At 60.1% G+C, this 16,769-nt stretch carries 16 protein-coding genes; 10 read left to right on the plus strand and 6 right to left on the minus strand.

All coding sequences use genetic code 11. From position 1 onward, the window contains the following. Positions 1-76: 76 nt before the first annotated feature. The 5 genes from BT199_RS17645 to BT199_RS17665 all read right to left on the minus strand — a co-directional run bounded on the left by BT199_RS17645 (position 77) and on the right by BT199_RS17665 (position 4,452). A complete protein-coding gene (locus tag BT199_RS17645) occupies positions 77-2,128 on the minus strand; it encodes a putative bifunctional diguanylate cyclase/phosphodiesterase (RefSeq protein ID WP_014719673.1) in 2,052 nt (683 codons plus the stop codon). Between the two features lie 183 nt (positions 2,129-2,311). Further along, positions 2,312-2,518, minus strand: a complete 207-nt coding sequence (locus BT199_RS17650) for a hypothetical protein (RefSeq protein WP_072435168.1) — start codon at positions 2,516-2,518, stop codon at positions 2,312-2,314. A gap of 152 nt (positions 2,519-2,670) precedes the next feature. Next, positions 2,671-3,267, minus strand: coding sequence for a superoxide dismutase (locus BT199_RS17655; protein ID WP_014719672.1), 597 nt, complete (start codon positions 3,265-3,267; stop codon positions 2,671-2,673). Between the two features lie 178 nt (positions 3,268-3,445). Beyond that, positions 3,446-4,045, minus strand: coding sequence for a LysE/ArgO family amino acid transporter (locus tag BT199_RS17660; protein ID WP_014719671.1), 600 nt, complete (start codon positions 4,043-4,045; stop codon positions 3,446-3,448). 5 nt (positions 4,046-4,050) lie between these two features. Next, the gene (locus tag BT199_RS17665) at positions 4,051-4,452 is read right to left on the minus strand and encodes an ACT domain-containing protein (protein ID WP_014719670.1); all 402 of its coding nucleotides are present in this window, start codon (positions 4,450-4,452) and stop codon (positions 4,051-4,053) included. Positions 4,453-4,549: 97 nt separating this feature from the next. Between BT199_RS17665 and BT199_RS17670 the strand changes: the two genes are divergently transcribed. The 10 genes from BT199_RS17670 to BT199_RS17715 all read left to right on the plus strand — a co-directional run bounded on the left by BT199_RS17670 (position 4,550) and on the right by BT199_RS17715 (position 15,711). After that, a complete protein-coding gene (locus tag BT199_RS17670; protein WP_003193773.1) occupies positions 4,550-5,443 on the plus strand; it encodes a LysR family transcriptional regulator ArgP in 894 nt (297 codons plus the stop codon). A 52-nt stretch (positions 5,444-5,495) separates the two neighbouring features. Beyond that, positions 5,496-6,494, plus strand: coding sequence for an NAD-dependent epimerase/dehydratase family protein (locus BT199_RS17675; protein WP_014719669.1), 999 nt, complete (start codon positions 5,496-5,498; stop codon positions 6,492-6,494). Positions 6,495-6,621: 127 nt separating this feature from the next. After that, on the plus strand, positions 6,622-7,446 hold the full coding sequence (locus BT199_RS17680; RefSeq protein ID WP_038451300.1) for an ATPase: 825 nt from the start codon (positions 6,622-6,624) through the stop codon (positions 7,444-7,446). 148 nt (positions 7,447-7,594) lie between these two features. Next, positions 7,595-8,854, plus strand: coding sequence for a D-mannose isomerase (locus BT199_RS17685; protein WP_072435170.1), 1,260 nt, complete (start codon positions 7,595-7,597; stop codon positions 8,852-8,854). Between the two features lie 104 nt (positions 8,855-8,958). Beyond that, entirely contained in the window at positions 8,959-10,245 is a 1,287-nt protein-coding gene (locus BT199_RS17690) for an ABC transporter substrate-binding protein (protein ID WP_003193767.1), read from the plus strand. A gap of 181 nt (positions 10,246-10,426) precedes the next feature. Beyond that, entirely contained in the window at positions 10,427-11,335 is a 909-nt protein-coding gene (locus BT199_RS17695) for a carbohydrate ABC transporter permease (protein WP_003193765.1), read from the plus strand. Then, positions 11,328-12,173, plus strand: a complete 846-nt coding sequence (locus BT199_RS17700) for a carbohydrate ABC transporter permease (RefSeq protein ID WP_003193763.1) — start codon at positions 11,328-11,330, stop codon at positions 12,171-12,173. Before BT199_RS17695 ends, BT199_RS17700 begins: the two co-directional genes overlap by 8 nt. Positions 12,174-12,175: 2 nt before the next feature. Next, on the plus strand, positions 12,176-13,336 hold the full coding sequence (locus BT199_RS17705; RefSeq protein ID WP_072435172.1) for an ABC transporter ATP-binding protein: 1,161 nt from the start codon (positions 12,176-12,178) through the stop codon (positions 13,334-13,336). Positions 13,337-13,421: 85 nt separating this feature from the next. Then, a complete protein-coding gene (locus BT199_RS17710; protein WP_003193760.1) occupies positions 13,422-14,768 on the plus strand; it encodes a carbohydrate porin in 1,347 nt (448 codons plus the stop codon). Between the two features lie 97 nt (positions 14,769-14,865). Beyond that, positions 14,866-15,711 (plus strand): D-hexose-6-phosphate mutarotase, encoded by an 846-nt coding sequence (locus tag BT199_RS17715; protein ID WP_072435214.1) that lies wholly within the window; start codon positions 14,866-14,868, stop codon positions 15,709-15,711. 113 nt (positions 15,712-15,824) lie between these two features. Here the strand turns inward: BT199_RS17715 and BT199_RS17720 are convergent, their stop codons facing one another. Continuing rightward, positions 15,825-16,685: a MurR/RpiR family transcriptional regulator gene (locus BT199_RS17720; RefSeq protein WP_169856377.1), complete on the minus strand. Its 861-nt coding sequence runs from the start codon at positions 16,683-16,685 to the stop codon at positions 15,825-15,827. Positions 16,686-16,769: the final 84 nt, after the last annotated feature.

Genomic DNA, 16,769 nt, shown 5'->3' on the forward strand with positions numbered 1-16,769 from the left:
CTGCGACATAATGCGAAAGATTTGCATTTTGTGTAAAGGCTTATACGCGGGAAATATTGAGTATCGAAGTGTAAATTCAAAGACTCACGGCGTTATTACGTTCGGACTGCTTCAGATAAGCCGTCAACTCCCGGGCCTGCAGCGGTTTGCTGTAGTGATAACCCTGCCCTTCATGGCACCCCTCGGAGATGATGTAGGCCTCCTGTTCGGCGGTCTCCACCCCTTCGGCAATCACCTGCATGCCCAGGCTTTTACCCAATTGGATAATGGCGCGCACGATGGTTGCGTCATCGTCGTCGTCCTGCAGGTCCTGGACGAAGCTCTTGTCGATCTTGATCTTGTCCAGTGGCAGGCTTTTGAGGTAACTCAGGGAGGAATAGCCGGTGCCGAAGTCATCAATGGCGATCAGCGCCCCGGAGCGACGCAGGCTCAGCAGATGCTGGGCGGCGGTGCTAATGTCTTCCATCAGGCCGGTCTCGGTGACTTCCAGCTCCAGGCTGCGTGGCGGCAGGCGATAGATCTGCATCAGGTTGTTGACCACCCTCGGCAACTCGGTGTGGTGCAGTTGCACAGTGGACAGGTTGACGGCCATGCGCAGCGCCGTGAAACCCTGGTCATGCCATTCGCGCAATTGCCGGCACGCTTGGTCCAGCACCCATTCGCCAATGGGAATGATGGTGCCGTTCTGTTCCGCCAGCGGGATAAACAAGTCCGGCGGTACCAGCCCATGTTCCGGGTGTTGCCAGCGCAGCAGGGCCTCCACGCCGACCACCTGATGGTCGCGATAGCTGATTTGCGGTTGGTACACCAGGTGGAACTGCTCGCGGCTCAGGGCATCGCGCAGGTCTTTCTCCAGTTCACGGCGCCGGCGCATTTCGCTGTCGACGCTGGCGATATAAAACTGATAGCGGTTGCGCGAGCGGCTCTTGGCCAGGGTCATGGTCTGCTCGGCTTTTTGCAGCAACTTCTCGGTGCTGTCGCCATCTTCCGGAAACAGCGTGATGCCGATGGTGGCGCGCAGGCGGATCAGGTCGTGGTCGAGGGCGAATTCAGCCTCCAGGTCATCGAGGATGCTTTGTGCCAGTTCGGCGGCCTCGTAGGGCTGGTCGATATCGGCTTGCACCAGGGCGAACTGGTCGCCGCCCAGGCGGGCGAGCGTGCCCAGGCGGCCACTATGGGCGCGCAGGCGGTCGGCCAGGGCCAGCAAGAGTTTGTCGCCGGCCTGGTAGGTGAATTGCTCGTTGACGCTCTTGAAGTCATCCAGCCCCACGCATAACACCGCGACACGGCGTTGCCGGCGGCCAGCGTCCGTTAGGATCTTGTCCAGCTGCGCCTGCAACTTCTGGCGGTTCGGCAGGCCGGTCAGGAAGTCGTACTGGGCCATGCGCAACAGGCTGGACTCGGCCTCGTGGCGCAGGTGGGTATTGCGCTCAATGGATTCGAGCAATTGGTTGGCGGTGTTTATCCACTGCCCCAGTTCGTTGCGTTCATGACCCTTGAGCTGAGGGATCTTGTGCTCGCTGGGGCGGTCCGGGTTGATCGAGGTCAGGTGTTGGAGCATCCGCGACAGCGGTTTGGTCAGCATCCAGTGATACACCAGGTACAGCACCAGCCCCATGACCAGGGCGCGCAATACGCCCGAGATAAAGATGATGACCGAGCTGACCAGGAAACTTCGGCCATAGGTGGCGGTGTCGAGGGTGATGCTCAGGTCGCCGTAATATTCGCTGTAGGGGCCCTTGCCGACTAACGCGGTAGTAAAGGATCGTTCCTGGCCAAGAATCAGGTCGGTCAGCCAGCGGCTGGGGGACCGCTGTAAAGGGCGGCTTTTTTCCGCCAACATGGTCTCGTTGGGATGGCCGATAGAGGCCATGCGCACAGCATCGTCCTGGAACAGACCTTCGATCACCTGCATGCCCATCTCGCGATCCAGGCTGTACACGGCCTGGGTCGAGGGGTCGCGAAACATGTCGAGGATGCGCTGGGCATCGCCCGCCACGGCCTGGCGTGTCTTATAGGCATCAAAAACGATCTGCGCCACGCTCAGCGCCACACCCACGATCAAGGCCGACAGCAGCACAACCCGTAGCAACTTCACCGACAAGCTGTTCTTGAGTTCCAGCTTCAAAGGGGCATTCCTTGTCTCATGCGGGTGGCCGTCAATATGCCATGAGTATTGGCAATCTGGGGAGGGCAGTCAAAGGGACATTACTGTGGGAAGGGGGGTGGCGCTTTGCAGCGACGGTGGGCAGGAAAACGGCGGATGGAATCCGCCGTGAATGTTGCCTTGCGGGGGCAAGTGGTTGTTTGATTAAAAATTAATCGGTGGTGGGGCAGATGACTGTGGATCCGCGCCCAGTTGGCCGCCTTGGGCTCCGTCCGTGACACGGTTCATCACGTCCGTGACACGGTCCATCACGTCCTTGGGTAGATCCATTCCCATCTCGGCCGCTTTTCCTGCAATGGGCAGTGCCACCGAGGCGGCGGCGCCGACGGCAATCATCGAAACTGGTTCCATAGTTGACTCTCCTGCGTTGGACGAGAGGTGTATTCCTCTCTTCGACTACGTGGCCGGTTCGTCTCAATGAGTTCCATTTTTTCGGCCGATCCACACTCGTCGCCCAAAAAAAAGCCCGGCAATCGCCGGGCTTTTCCTACTGCAAGCATCGCTTAGGCAGTGAAGGCCTTGCCTTCGAACTGCTCAGCCACGAACTTCCAGTTGACCAGGTTCCAGAACGCTTCCACATACTTTGGACGCACGTTGCGGTAGTCGATGTAGTAGGCGTGTTCCCACACGTCGCAGGTCAGCAGCGGGGTGTCGCCGTTGGTCAGCGGGTTGCCGGCGCCGATGGTGCTGGCCAGGGCCAGGGAACCGTCAGCCTTTTTCACCAGCCAGCCCCAACCGGAACCGAAGGTGCCAACCGAAGTCTTGGTGAACTCTTCTTTGAACTTGTCGAACGAACCGAACGCAGCGTTGATGGCTTCAGCCAGCGCGCCGGTTGGTTGACCGCCGGCGTTTGGCGCCAGGCAGTTCCAGTAGAAGGTGTGGTTCCAGACCTGAGCGGCGTTGTTGAAGATACCGCCCGAGGAAGACTTGACGATCTCTTCCAGGGTCTTGCCTTCGAACTCGGTGCCAGGCACCAGGTTGTTCAGGTTCACGACATAGGTGTTGTGGTGCTTGTCGTGGTGGTACTCCAAGGTTTCCTTGGAGATGTGCGGCTGCAGGGCATCGTGTGCGTAGGGCAGCGGCGGCAATTCGAAAGCCATGATGATTCTCCTAATCAGGTCAGTTGCGGTGAGCGCAAGGCCGATCACGGGCGGCCAAACATGCGCCGGGGAGTTTGTACTCTTTGCGGCGCAGGGGTCCGATCATAGCACCGGGGGTGCGGCATAACCACGCAACAACTGTGTGGGATAGAGGTTCCAGAGCGTTTTGGAATATTGCTCAGGCGCTGATCAGTTGATAGGCCACCCAGAACATCATTACTGCGACCAGCAGGTCCAGCAGGCGCCAGGTGGCCGGACGTGCCAACCAGGGTGCCAGCCATGCCGCGCCCAGCGCCAGGGTGGAGAACCACAGGAACGAGGCACTGGCTGCTCCGGCTACATAAGCACCCGGTTCGGTTTGTTGCGCGCCCAGGGAACCGATCAGCAGGACGGTGTCCAGGTAGACATGGGGGTTGAGCAAGGTGACTGCCAAGGCGCTCAGCAGCACGGCGCGCATTGAGCGTGTCTTGAGGCTGTCGCTTTGGTCCAGGCTCTGTTTCGAGCAGGCCCTGCGTAGCGCGCATGCGCCGTACCAAAGCAAGAACGCTGCGCCGCCCCAGCGTGCCACCGCCAGCAGTATCGGGCTTTGCGCCAGCACGGTGGCCAGCCCGAATACCCCGGCGGCTACTAAAATCGCATCGCACACGATGCACAGCGCCGCCACCGGTAAATGATGTTCGCGGCGCAGGCTTTGTGCCAATACAAAGGCATTTTGGGTGCCGATCGCCATGATCAGGCCGAGAGCGACCAGCAATCCGTTCACATAGCTTTGCCACATAGGGTTTACTCCGCGTTCGCTGCCAATTGCCGCAATACGTCCATGGCCCGCTGGGCATCGGCGCGGCCGACGAACAGGTGGTCGTGGTAGTAGCCGGCGATCACGTTGCAACTGATACCGGCTTGGCCCAGCGCGCTGGCGAAGGCGGCGGTCAGGCCCACGGCTTCAAGGGCGGAATGCACATTCAGGGTGATCCAGGCGGCGAGATAGTCGAAGCTCAACCCAGCCTGTTCGGCCTGTTGTCGTTCGACAATCACCGTCAGCCCTTCCTGTTCACGAAAACTGCCGATGACCTCGCAGCCCGCAGGGATACGGTTGTCGGGAAGGGTGCAGAACACATAGTCGCCGTCATTCAACTGCGGGCTCATGCTGCGCAATAAAGTGGTCAGGGCGGTTTCGCCAGCCATGTGAGGTTTCCTTAAGTGGGGAAGCAATGCTGGTCATTTTCACGGGAGAGCCTGTATAAGAAAAACCAATATTGCTGATCGCTCATTAGAGAAACTGATGTTCGACTATAAATTGCTTTCTGCCCTGGCGGCGGTGGTGGAACAAGCCGGCTTTGAGCGCGGTGCCCAGGTGCTGGGGCTGTCGCAGTCAGCCATCTCTCAACGCATCAAGCTATTGGAAGCGCGTATTGGCCAGCCGGTGTTGATACGCGCCTCGCCGCCGACGCCCACCGATATCGGCCGGCGCTTGCTCAACCATGTGCAACAGGTGCGCTTGCTGGAGCGTGACCTGCAAAGCCAGGTGCCGGCCCTGGACGAGGAGGGCATGCCCGAGCGTCTGCGCATTGCCCTGAATGCCGACAGCCTCGCCACTTGGTGGGCCGAGGCGGTCAGCGACTTCTGCGCCGAACAGCATTTGCTGCTGGACCTGGTGGTCGAAGACCAGACCGTGGGCCTCAAGCGCATGCGCGCCGGTGAAGTGGCGGCCTGCATTTGCGCCAGCGAGCGTCCCGTGGCCGGTGCCCGCAGCCTGTTGCTGGGCGCCATGCGTTATCGGGCCCTGGCCAGCCCGGCCTTTCTGGCGCGGCATTTTCCTGGGGGCGTGCGGGCTGACCAATTGGCGCGCACGCCTGCGCTGGTGTTCGGCCCGGATGATTTCCTGCAGCACCGCTACCTGGCGTCCCTGGGCGTGGACGGTGGTTTCGAACACCATCTATGCCCGTCATCCGAAGGCTTTATCCGCCTGACAGAAGCCGGCCTGGGCTGGGGCCTGGTGCCTGAATTGCAAGTGCGTGACCAGTTGGAAACCGGCGTGCTGGTCGAGTTATTGCCAGATAAGCCCATCGATGTGCCGCTGTACTGGCATCATTGGCGCAGTGGCGGGCAACTGTTGGGCTTGCTGACCGACCATCTGGCCGATGTGTGTGGTCATTGGTTGGTGCCGTTGGAGTGATGGCGCGCGTCAAGGCAAGAGCGATGAAAAACGAAAGAACACGGAGTACGACATGAAAATTCTGGTCACCGGCGCAAGCGGCTTCATTGGCGGGCGCTTTGCGCGCTTCGCCCTTGAACAAGGCCTGGACGTGCGGGTCAACGGGCGGCGCGCCGAGGGTGTGGAGCACCTGGTACGGCGCGGTGCCGAGTTTATCCAAGGTGACTTGAATGATGCCGACCTGGTGCGCGACCTGTGCCGCGATGTTGAAGCCGTGGTGCATTGCGCCGGCGCCGTCGGGCTGTGGGGCAAGTACCAGGACTTCCACCAGAACAATGTGCTGGTCACCGAAAACGTCGTCGAGGCCTGCCTGAAACAGCGCGTCGGGCGCCTGGTGCACCTGTCGTCGCCGTCGATCTACTTTGACGGTCGCGACCATCTGGGGCTCACCGAAGAACAAGTGCCCAAGCGTTTCAAGCATCCCTATGCCGCCACCAAATACCTGGCTGAGCAGAAGGTCTTTGGCGCCCAAGAGTTCGGCCTGGAAGTGATAGCCCTGCGCCCACGGTTTGTTACCGGGGCCGGCGATATGAGCATCTTCCCGCGCCTGCTGAAAATGCAGCGCAAGAACCGCCTGGCGATCGTCGGCGACGGCTTGAACAAAGTCGACTTCACCAGCGTGCATAACCTTAACGAGGCGCTGCTCAGCAGTTTGCTCGCCACTGGCTCGGCCCTGGGAAAAGCCTACAACATCAGCAACGGCGCACCGGTGCCGATCTGGGATGTGGTGAACTATGTGATGCGGCAAATGGAGCTGCCCCAGGTGACCCGTTACCGCTCCTACGGTGTGGCCTACAGCGTGGCGGCCCTGAATGAAGCCTTCTGCGCGATGTGGCCGGGGCGGCCGGAACCGGCGTTGTCGCGCCTGGGCATGCAGGTGATGAACAAAGATTTCACCCTCGACATCAGCCGCGCCAGGCATTATCTCGACTACGAGCCCAAAATCAGCCTGTGGGCCGCGCTCGACGAGTTCTGCAGCTGGTGGAAAGCCCAGGACCCGGGCCGCCAATAAGCTCATAAGCAGCAACACTTCGGGAACCCAATTCCAGGTTCCGAGTCGATCCATGCGCCGGGAGTGCGGTTTATACTCCTGCCGCTCGGCTTTGCAGCCAGCCATCTCATTGATTCAGGGTAGATTCATGCGTAACGATGCTAAAGACGACTTCGACAACGTTCCCAGCCTGCGGGCCGACCTTGGGGATGACGATGATTTCGTGCCGACCCCTGCGACGTCGGTGCGTTCGCGAACGACGCCCGTGGTCAAGGTCAAGAGCGCCAGCACTGGCCCGTTGTGGGCACTGGTCGGCGCGCTGTTGATTGCCTTTGCAGGCCTGGCCTGGTGGAGCTTCCAGCAGATCTCCCTGATGGGCCAGCAGTTGGTTGCCACCCAGGAAAGCTTTGCCCGCATCAGCGAGGAAGCGGCGGGGCGCCTGCAGGCGATTTCCGGCAAGGTCGTGGCCAGCGAAGCCAATGTGAACAACGGCAGCGAAGCGTTGAAGCTGCAGATCAAGCAACTCGAAGCCCAGTTGCAGGAACAGGGCAAGCAACAGTTGGGCGTCGCGGGTCAAGCCACCGAACTGGACAGCCGCCTGGCCCAGATGAGTGCCAGCACCACCGAACTGACAGCGGCCAATACCAAGCTGCAAGGCCAGGTGCAGGCCCTTACTGACGCTGTCGCCAGCCTCACGGCAGCACAGGCCGAGACCAAGGGTCTGGCCACCGATGTGGCGGCCTTGAAGAAACAAGGCAACCCAAGCGCGGCCATCGCCCGTCTCGAGCAGGACTTGCTGGTGCTCAAGAGCGCTCAGGAAAACCAGCCGGCCAATATCGACGCGCCGACCAACAAGGAATTCGACGTGTTCCGCATCCAGACCACGCGCAATATCACCACCTTGCAGAGCCAGGTGCAGAACTTGAATCAACGTCTCAATGCGCCTGCTGCGGCCACACCACTGGGTCAATGAACGCGAAATCGTCCTCTGTAGGAGCGAACAAGCTCGCTCCTACATGGATTGTCACCGCTCGGTGACATTTCTTCTCCCCTTCGTTACTTGCCCATCCCGCGCCCTTGTTTAGACTCCGGTCATCCCAAAAAAACAATAAGGGCCACCCATGACCACCCATCCACTGCCTGCCAGCAGTTGGCTGAATGCACCTGCCCATCACGCTTGGCTCGCCGCAGAAGGCCAGCGCCTGTTGGCGTTCGCCAAGGCATCGCGCCTGCCGGACGGTTTCGGCAACCTCGACGATAAAGGCCAGTTGCCGGCCACTGCCCGCGCCGAAACCATGAACACCGCGCGCATGACACACAGCTTTGCCATGGCCCATGCCATGGGGTTGCCGGGTTATGCCGAGCTGGTGGCGCACGGTGTGGCAGCGCTCAGCGGCCCGCTGCGTGACAGTGAGCACGGTGGCTGGTTCGCCGCGCCCCAGGCGGCTGATGGCAACACCGGCAAGGCCGCCTACCTGCACGCCTTCGTGGCCCTTGCCGCCAGCTCTGCCGTAGTGGCCGGCGCGCCGGGTGCGCGCACATTAATGAACGACGCCGTCCATATCATCGACCAGTTCTTCTGGAGCGAAGAGGAGGGCGTCATGCTCGAATCCTTTGCCCGAGACTGGAGCGGCGTCGAAGCCTACCGTGGCGCCAACAGCAACATGCACGCCACCGAAGCTTTCCTGGCATTGGCCGATGTCAGTGGTGATACACGTTGGCTGGACCGTGCGCTGCGCATCGTCGAACGGGTGATCCATACTCATGCCGCTGGCAACCAGTTCATGGTCATCGAACATTTCGATACGCACTGGAAGCCGTTGCTCGGTTACAACCAAGACAACCCTGCCGATGGCTTTCGCCCTTACGGCATCACCCCAGGCCATGGTTTTGAATGGGCGCGGTTGCTGCTGCACCTGGAAGCTGCGCGCCTTGAGGCCAAGCTGGCCACGCCGGACTGGCTGGTGAGCGACGCCAAAGGCCTGTTCGCCAGTGCCTGCGAGTACGCCTGGGCGGTGGATGGTGCGCCGGGCCTTGTCTACACTTTGGATTGGAACCAACGCCCGGTAGTACGCGAGCGCCTGCACTGGACCCATGCCGAAGCCAGCGCCGCTGCTCAGGCGCTGCTCAAACGTACCGGTGAGCTGCATTACGAAACCTGGTACCGACGTTTCTGGGAGTTTTGCGAAACCCACTTCATCGACCGGCTCCAGGGCAGTTGGCACCACGAACTCAGCCCGCACAACCAACCCAGCAGTAATATCTGGGGCGGTAAACCTGACCTGTACCATGCCTGGCAAGCGGTAGTGCTGCCTGCACTGCCCTTGGCACCCAGCTTGGCCAGTGCATTGGGCGGCGGATGCTATGTCACCAAGTGGTGACATTTGTGCGTCCCTTTGTTACCTGCGCCCTGAAAATCCATGTTTAAACTCCGTGCAGCGCAAGCTCTAGACTTGCATGCATAACAACAAGAAAAGGTACTCAGATGAACGCGATTAATCGCCTCGCCGTCGCTATTTCCATTGCCTCGTTGTTCCCCCTCAGTGCATTTGCCGCCGACTCCAAAGGTACGGTGGAAGTGGTGCATTGGTGGACCTCCGGCGGTGAAAAAGCGGCTGTGGATGTCCTGAAGGCCCAAGTTGAGAAAGACGGCTTTACCTGGAAAGACGGTGCTGTAGCAGGCGGCGGTGGCGCCACTGCCATGACCGTGCTCAAAAGCCGCGCGGTTGCTGGTAACCCGCCAGGCGTTGCCCAGATCAAAGGCCCCGACATCCAGGAATGGGCGTCGACTGGCCTGCTCGACACCGACGTGCTCAAAGACGTCGCCAAAGAAGAAAAATGGGATTCGCTGCTCGACAAGAAAGTCTCCGACACCGTGAAATACGACGGTGACTACGTGGCCGTGCCGGTGAATATCCACCGCGTGAACTGGCTGTGGATCAACCCGGAAGTCTTCAAGAAAGCCGGCATCACCAAGAACCCAACCACCCTCGAAGAATTCTATGCAGCGGGCGACAAGCTCAAGGCTGCAGGCTTCATTGCGCTCGCCCACGGCGGCCAGCCTTGGCAGGACAGCACCGTGTTCGAAGCGGTGGTGCTCTCGGTGATGGGCGCCGATGGCTACAAGAAAGCCCTGGTCGACCTGGATAACGGCGCATTGACCGGCCCGGAAATGGTCAAGGCCCTCACTGAACTGAAGAAAGTCGCGACCTACATGGACGTCGACGGCAAGGGCCAGGACTGGAACCTGGAGGCTGGCAAGGTCATCAACGGCAAGGCCGGCATGCAGATCATGGGTGACTGGGCCAAGTCCGAATGGACTGCGGCCAAGAAAGTCGCCGGCAAGGATTATGAGTGCGTAGCGTTCCCGGGCACTGATAAAGCCTTCACCTACAACATCGACTCCCTGGCGGTGTTCAAGCAGAAAGACAAAGGCACTGCCGCGGGCCAGCAGGACATCGCCAAAGTCGTGCTGGGTGAAAACTTCCAGAAGGTGTTCAGCATCAACAAGGGCTCGATCCCTGTGCGTAACGACATGCTGACCAAGATGGAATCCTACGGCTTTGATTCCTGCGCCCAGACCGCCGCCAAAGACTTCCTGGCCGACGCCAAGACTGGCGGCCTGCAGCCAAGCATGGCGCACAACATGGCCACGACCCTGGCGGTACAGGGTGCGTTCTTTGATGTCGTGACCAACTTCATCAACGACCCGAAAGCCGACCCGGCCGATACCGCCAAGAAGCTGGGTGCTGCGATCAAGTCAGCCAAGTAAGACTTGGTAGCGGATTTTTGTGGGAGCCGGGCTTGCCCGCGATGCAGGCAACTTGGTGTGCCGGTTACACCGAGGTGATGCCATCGCAGCGGTGCGACGATTCGACAAGCCAGCTCCCACACAAACCGCGTTCGACAAGAGACTCACCTTGTAGTCCTTTTTCCCTGTACTGGATTTTCCCATGAGTTCTGTTGCTGTGTTCAGCAAGGCCTCGCCATTCGATGTGCTGCAGCGCTGGCTCCCTAAACTGGTGCTGGCGCCGAGCATGTTCATCGTGCTGGTGGGCTTTTATGGCTACATCCTGTGGACGTTCGTGCTGTCGTTCACCACCTCGACCTTCCTGCCCAGCTACAAATGGGCGGGCCTGGCGCAGTATCAGCGGCTGTTCGACAACGACCGCTGGTGGGTGGCGAGCAAGAACCTGGCCGTGTTCGGCGGCATGTTCATCGGTATCACCCTGGTGATCGGCGTGCTGTTGGCGATTTTCCTCGACCAGAAAATCCGCCGCGAAGGCTTTATCCGCACCATTTACCTGTACCCGATGGCGCTCTCCATGATCGTCACCGGTACCGCCTGGAAATGGTTGCTCAACCCGGGCATGGGCCTGGACAAACTCCTGCGGGACTGGGGCTGGGAAGGCTTCCGTCTCGATTGGCTGATCGACCCGGACCGCGTGGTCTACTGCCTGGTGATTGCCGCTGTGTGGCAAGCCTCCGGCTTTATCATGGCGATGTTCCTCGCCGGCCTGCGCGGTGTTGATCAGTCGATCATCCGCGCTGCGCAGATCGACGGCGCGAGCCTGCCGCGTATCTACTGGAGCGTGGTGCTGCCCAGCCTGCGTCCGGTGTTCTTCAGTGCGGTGATGATCCTGGCGCACATTGCGATCAAGAGCTTCGACCTGGTGGCGGCAATGACCGCAGGTGGCCCGGGCTATTCGTCCGACCTGCCGGCGATGTTCATGTACTCGTTCACCTTCAGTCGCGGCCAGATGGGCATGGGCTCGGCCAGTGCAATCCTGATGCTCGGTGCGATCCTCGCGATCATCGTGCCGTACCTGTATTCCGAGCTGAGGACCAAGCGTAATGACTAGTCTCGCCGCCAAACCTGCCATCAGCCTGAGCCGCATCGCGATCTACGCGGTGCTGATCCTGGCGGTGCTGCTGTACCTGGTGCCGCTGGTGGTGATGCTGCTCACCAGCTTCAAGACCCCGGAAGACATCAGCACCGGTAACCTGCTGAGCTGGCCCACCGTGGTCAGCGGCATCGGCTGGGTGAAAGCCTGGGCCACCGTGGATGGCTACTTCTGGAACTCGATCAAGATCACCGTTCCTGCTGTGCTGATCTCTACCGCTATCGGCGCCTTGAACGGCTACGTGCTGTCGTTCTGGCGCTTCCGCGGTTCGCAGCTGTTCTTTGGCCTGTTGCTGTTCGGCTGCTTCCTGCCGTTCCAGACCGTGTTGCTGCCCGCGTCGTTCACCCTCGGCAAGATGGGCCTGGCCAGCACCACCACCGGCCTGGTGTTTATCCACGTGGTCTACGGCCTGGCGTTCACCACGCTGTTCTTCCGTAACTACTACGTGAGCATCCCGGATGCGCTGATCAAGGCCGCACGCCTGGACGGAGCGGGGTTCTTCACCATCTTCCGCCGGATCATCCTGCCGATGTCGACGCCGATCATCATGGTCTGCCTGATCTGGCAGTTCACCCAGATCTGGAACGACTTCCTGTTCGGCGTGGTGTTCTCCAGTGGCGACTCCCAGCCCATCACGGTGGCGCTGAACAACCTGGTCAACACCAGTACCGGGGCCAAGGAATATAACGTGGATATGGCGGCGGCGATGATCGCCGGGCTGCCGACCCTGCTGGTCTATGTGATCGCAGGCAAGTATTTCGTGCGCGGCCTTACGGCTGGCGCGGTCAAGGGGTAATCATGGCTACGCTTGAACTTCGCAATGTAAACAAGACCTATGGCGCCGGCCTGCCCGACACCTTGAAGAACATCGAACTGTCGATCAAGGAAGGCGAGTTCCTCATCCTGGTCGGCCCGTCGGGCTGTGGTAAATCCACGCTGATGAACTGCATCGCTGGCCTTGAGACCATCACCGGCGGCGCGATCATGATCGGTGATCAAGACGTGAGCGGCATGAGCCCCAAGGACCGTGACATCGCCATGGTGTTCCAGTCCTACGCGCTGTACCCGACCATGAGCGTGCGCGAGAACATCGAGTTCGGCCTCAAGATCCGCAAGATGCCGCAAGCCGACATCGACGCCGAAGTGGCGCGCGTGGCCAAGTTGCTGCAGATCGAACACCTGCTCAACCGCAAGCCGGGCCAGTTGTCCGGTGGCCAGCAACAGCGCGTGGCCATGGGCCGTGCCCTGGCGCGCCGGCCGAAGATCTACCTGTTCGACGAACCGCTGTCCAACCTCGACGCCAAGCTGCGCGTCGAGATGCGTACCGAAATGAAGCTGATGCACCAGCGTCTGAAAACCACCACCGTCTACGTGACCCACGACCAGATCGAAGCGATGACCCTGGGCGACAAAGTGGCGGTGATGAAGGACGGGATCATCCAGCAATTCGGCACGCCAAAAGAAATTTACAACGACCCTGCCAACCTGTTTGTGGCAAGCTTTATCGGTTCACCACCGATGAACTTCGTTCCCATGCGCCTAAAACGCCAGAACGGTGATCTGGTGGCGGTGCTCGACAGCGGCCAGGCCCGTTGCGAGTTGGCGTTGGGCATGAATGACGCCGGGCTGGAAGACCGCGATGTGATCCTGGGCCTGCGCCCGGAGCAGATCGTGCTGGCAGCGGGCGAGGGTAATGGCTCGTCGAGCATTCGTGCCGAAGTCCAGGTCACCGAGCCGACCGGCCCGGACACCCTGGTGTTTGTGCAGCTCAACGACACCAAGGTCTGCTGCCGTTTGGCGCCGGACGTGGCACCGCAAGTGGGCGAGACCCTGACCTTGCAGTTCGACCCGGCCAAGGTATTGCTGTTTGACGCCAAGACCGGTGAGCGGTTGGGCACAGTGGCTTCATTGCCGGCACAGGGGCATGCCGACAATGTGACCCAGTTCAAGGGCCGTTAAGCAAGATAAGTGATTGTTTTAATTAAAAAATGTAACCCGCGTTAGATAAAAACAGTTTAATAACAATAAAGACGAGGATGTAGGGATGAAAAAGCAACACAACAACACCCGGCTGATCTGCCAATTGTCAGCGGCAGCAGCCCTTGTATTGTCCGCCAATGCGATGGCGGCCGATGCATTCAGCGCTGATTCCAAGTGGATGACCGGCGATTGGGGCGGCGAGCGTACCAAGCTGATCGAGCAAGGTATCGACATCAAGGCCGACTACGTGGGCGAGATGGGCTACAACGCCCACGGCGGCTACAACGACGACAAGACCGGTCGTTACTCCGACCAGTTCGGTCTGGGCGTGGCACTGGACCTGCAAAAACTGTGGGGCTGGGATAACACCCAGGCCAAGATCCAGTTGACCAACCGTAATGGCCAGAACATCTCCAATGACCGCATTGGCGACCCGCGTGCCGGCACCTTGAGTTCCTCGCAAGAAGTGTATGGCCGTGGCCACATGGTGCGTTTGACCCAGTTCTGGATTCAGCACCAGATGTTCGACAACAAGCTGGACGTGAAGCTCGGTTACTTCGGTGAAGGCGAAGACTTCAACACCTTCCCTTGCGACTTCCAGAACCTGTCGTTCTGCGGCTCCCAGGTCGGTAACTACGTCAATACCTGGTACAACTGGCCGGTCGCCCAGGCCGCTATCCGCGTGAAATACAACATCACGCCTGAGCTGTATGCGCAAATCGGTGCCTACAACCAGAACCCGTCGCAGCTGGAGCACGGCAACGGCTTCAAACTCAGCGGCAGTGGTACCAAGGGCACCGTGATTCCGGTGGAATTGGTCTGGTCGCCGAAGGTTAATAACCTGCCGGGCGAATACCGTGTGGGCTTCTATAAAAGTGCGGCCGATGCTCCGGATGTACGTGAAGACGTCAACGGTAACGATGCGGTCCTCAGCGGCGCCGACTTCCGTACCCGCAGCAGCAAGAAAGGCTACTGGTTCGTTGCGCAACAGCAACTCACCACCCATAACGGCGACGCTTCCCGTGGTTTGAACATTGCCGCCAACGCGACCTTCCATGACAAGGAAACCAACCTGGTCGACAACTACCAGTCGTTGATGCTCGTGTACAAAGGCCCATTCGACGCGCGTCCAAAAGATGACGTCGGCATTGGCGTCGCTCGCCTGCATGTCAACAATGATGTGAAGAAAAACTCGGAGCTGCTCAACGACGCCAGGGGCGTGAGCGACTACGACAATCCGCTGTACACGCCGATTCGTGAGACTGAGTACAACGTCGAACTCAACTACGGTTTCCACGTCACCAACTGGCTGACTGTGCGTCCGAACCTGCAGTACGTTGTCCAGCCTGGCGGCGTGGATAAAGTCGACAACGCGCTGGTAGCGGGCCTGAAAATTCAGTCTACGTTCTAACGCTGTTGCGATAAGCTCCTCTCTCTGTGCGCATTTGCGGGTAGCCATGGCTATCCGCTTTTTTTTGCGTGGCACTGTGATATTCGGGACCTGGCACATGCACGAGCAACCGCTGCAACGCTTTTTCAAATCCCTGCGCGAGCGTCCGGTGTTCGCCTGGGAGCGCTTTCAGATGCGCGATGTGTTGGTGATCGACCATCCGCTGTGCCAGGCGGTGTTCAGTCGCCAGGGTGCGCAATTGCTGCACTTTCAACCCACCGGCCAAAAGCCGTGGCTGTGGTGTGCCGCCAAATGGCCGCAAGTCGGGGCTATCCGTGGTGGCGTACCGGTGTGCTGGCCGTGGTATGGCCGTCACCCCAGCGAAAATGCCTGGCCTTCCCACGGTTGGGCCCGCTTGATCGACTGGAAACTGCTCCACAGCAGCACTGACGATGACGGCGTGCGCCTGCACTGGCAATTGCAACTGTGCGACTGGCAGGTGGACTTGCACGCACACTTGGGCGAAACCCTGGAACTACGCCTGAGCACCGAGCATCACGACGAGCTGCCGTGCCAGTTGAGCCATGCATTGCACGCTTACTGGCGTATTGGTCACGTTGACGAGGTAGCGCTGTCTGGGCTCGAAGGGGCGCAGGGTTATGACCAGCTCAATCGCCAGGTTTGCCAGCAGGAAGGCGAATTACGGGTCGATGGCGGATGCCAGCGGGTGTTCCAGCATGAGGGCGAACTGCAGCTCAAGGACCACGCCTGGCAGCGTGAACTGTGCATCGACACCGGCGACAGCGCCGACACGGTGGTGTGGCACCCGGGCAGCCGGCCGCTGTTGGGCGTGAGCTTTAACGAAGCGTCGGGGTTTGTGTGCGTAGAGGCGGCGATGGCGGCGTCGAGCCTGGCGCCGGGGGAGAGGGCGCATTTGAGTTTGCAGGCCAGGGCAGGGGTTTAGCGGTGTGGCTGATGCCGCTATCGCAGGCAAGCCAGCTCCCACCTTTGGAATGCATTCCCCTGTGGGAGCTGGCTTGCCTGCGATAGCGCCGGTACTGCTGGAAGAGCTGCCTGCTAGTTGAATTCATCCCCCACCGGATACCGGCTGTCATTCAAGCTCTCTTTGATCTTGCGCAAATGCGGCTGGAAATCCACCCCGCGACGCAAGGTCATGCCGGTCGCCAGCACATCCAGCACCGTCAACTGGATAATCCGAGAAGTCATCGGCATGTAGATATCCGTGTCTTCCGGCAGCGGGATGTTCAGGCTCACCGTACTGGCTTTGGCCAGCGGCGAGTTTTCGGCGGTCACGCCCAGCACTGACGCACCGTTTTCCCGAGCGATACGCGCCACTTCCACCAGTTCGCGGGTACGACCGGTGTAGGAAATGATCACGAACAACTCACCGGTGTGCGCCACCGAGGCGATCATGCGTTGCATCAGCACGTCGGCGTGGGCGGTCACTGCCAGGTTGAAGCGGAAGAACTTGTGCAACGCATCCATGGCCACCGGGGCTGAAGCGCCGAGGCCAAAGAAGTGGATCTGCCGTGCCTGGATCAACAAGTCCACGGCCTTGCTGATCAGCGCCGGGTCCAGGGCCTGGCAGGCACTGTCCAAGGAGGCAATGGCGCTGCCAAAGATCTTCTGGGTGTAGGCCTCGGGGTTATCATCGGCCTCCACGGCGCGGCTGACATACGCGGCGCCACTGGCCAGGCTTTGCGCCAACTGCAATTTGAGTTCAGGGTAACCGCTGACACCGAACGAACGGCAGAAGCGGTTGACCGTCGGTTCACTGACCGAGGCGGCCTGGGCGAGGGCGGCGATCGAGAAGCGTGTGGCCTGCTGCGGGTTGAGCAGGATCACTTCAGCGACTTTGCGCTCGGCCTTGTTCAATTCTTCGAGGCGGTTCCGGATCTGTTCCAGAAGATTTCGCACGCGGTCCATTCAGTCTTTCCTTCGGGCGACGATGCAAATAAAAAGGCGGCAACCAATCGATGAGTGGCTTTTCGCGGTGGCCTA

The sequence above is a fragment of the Pseudomonas sp. NFR02 genome, from assembly GCF_900119375.1.
Taxonomy (GTDB): Bacteria; Pseudomonadota; Gammaproteobacteria; order Pseudomonadales; family Pseudomonadaceae; genus Aquipseudomonas; species Aquipseudomonas paracarnis.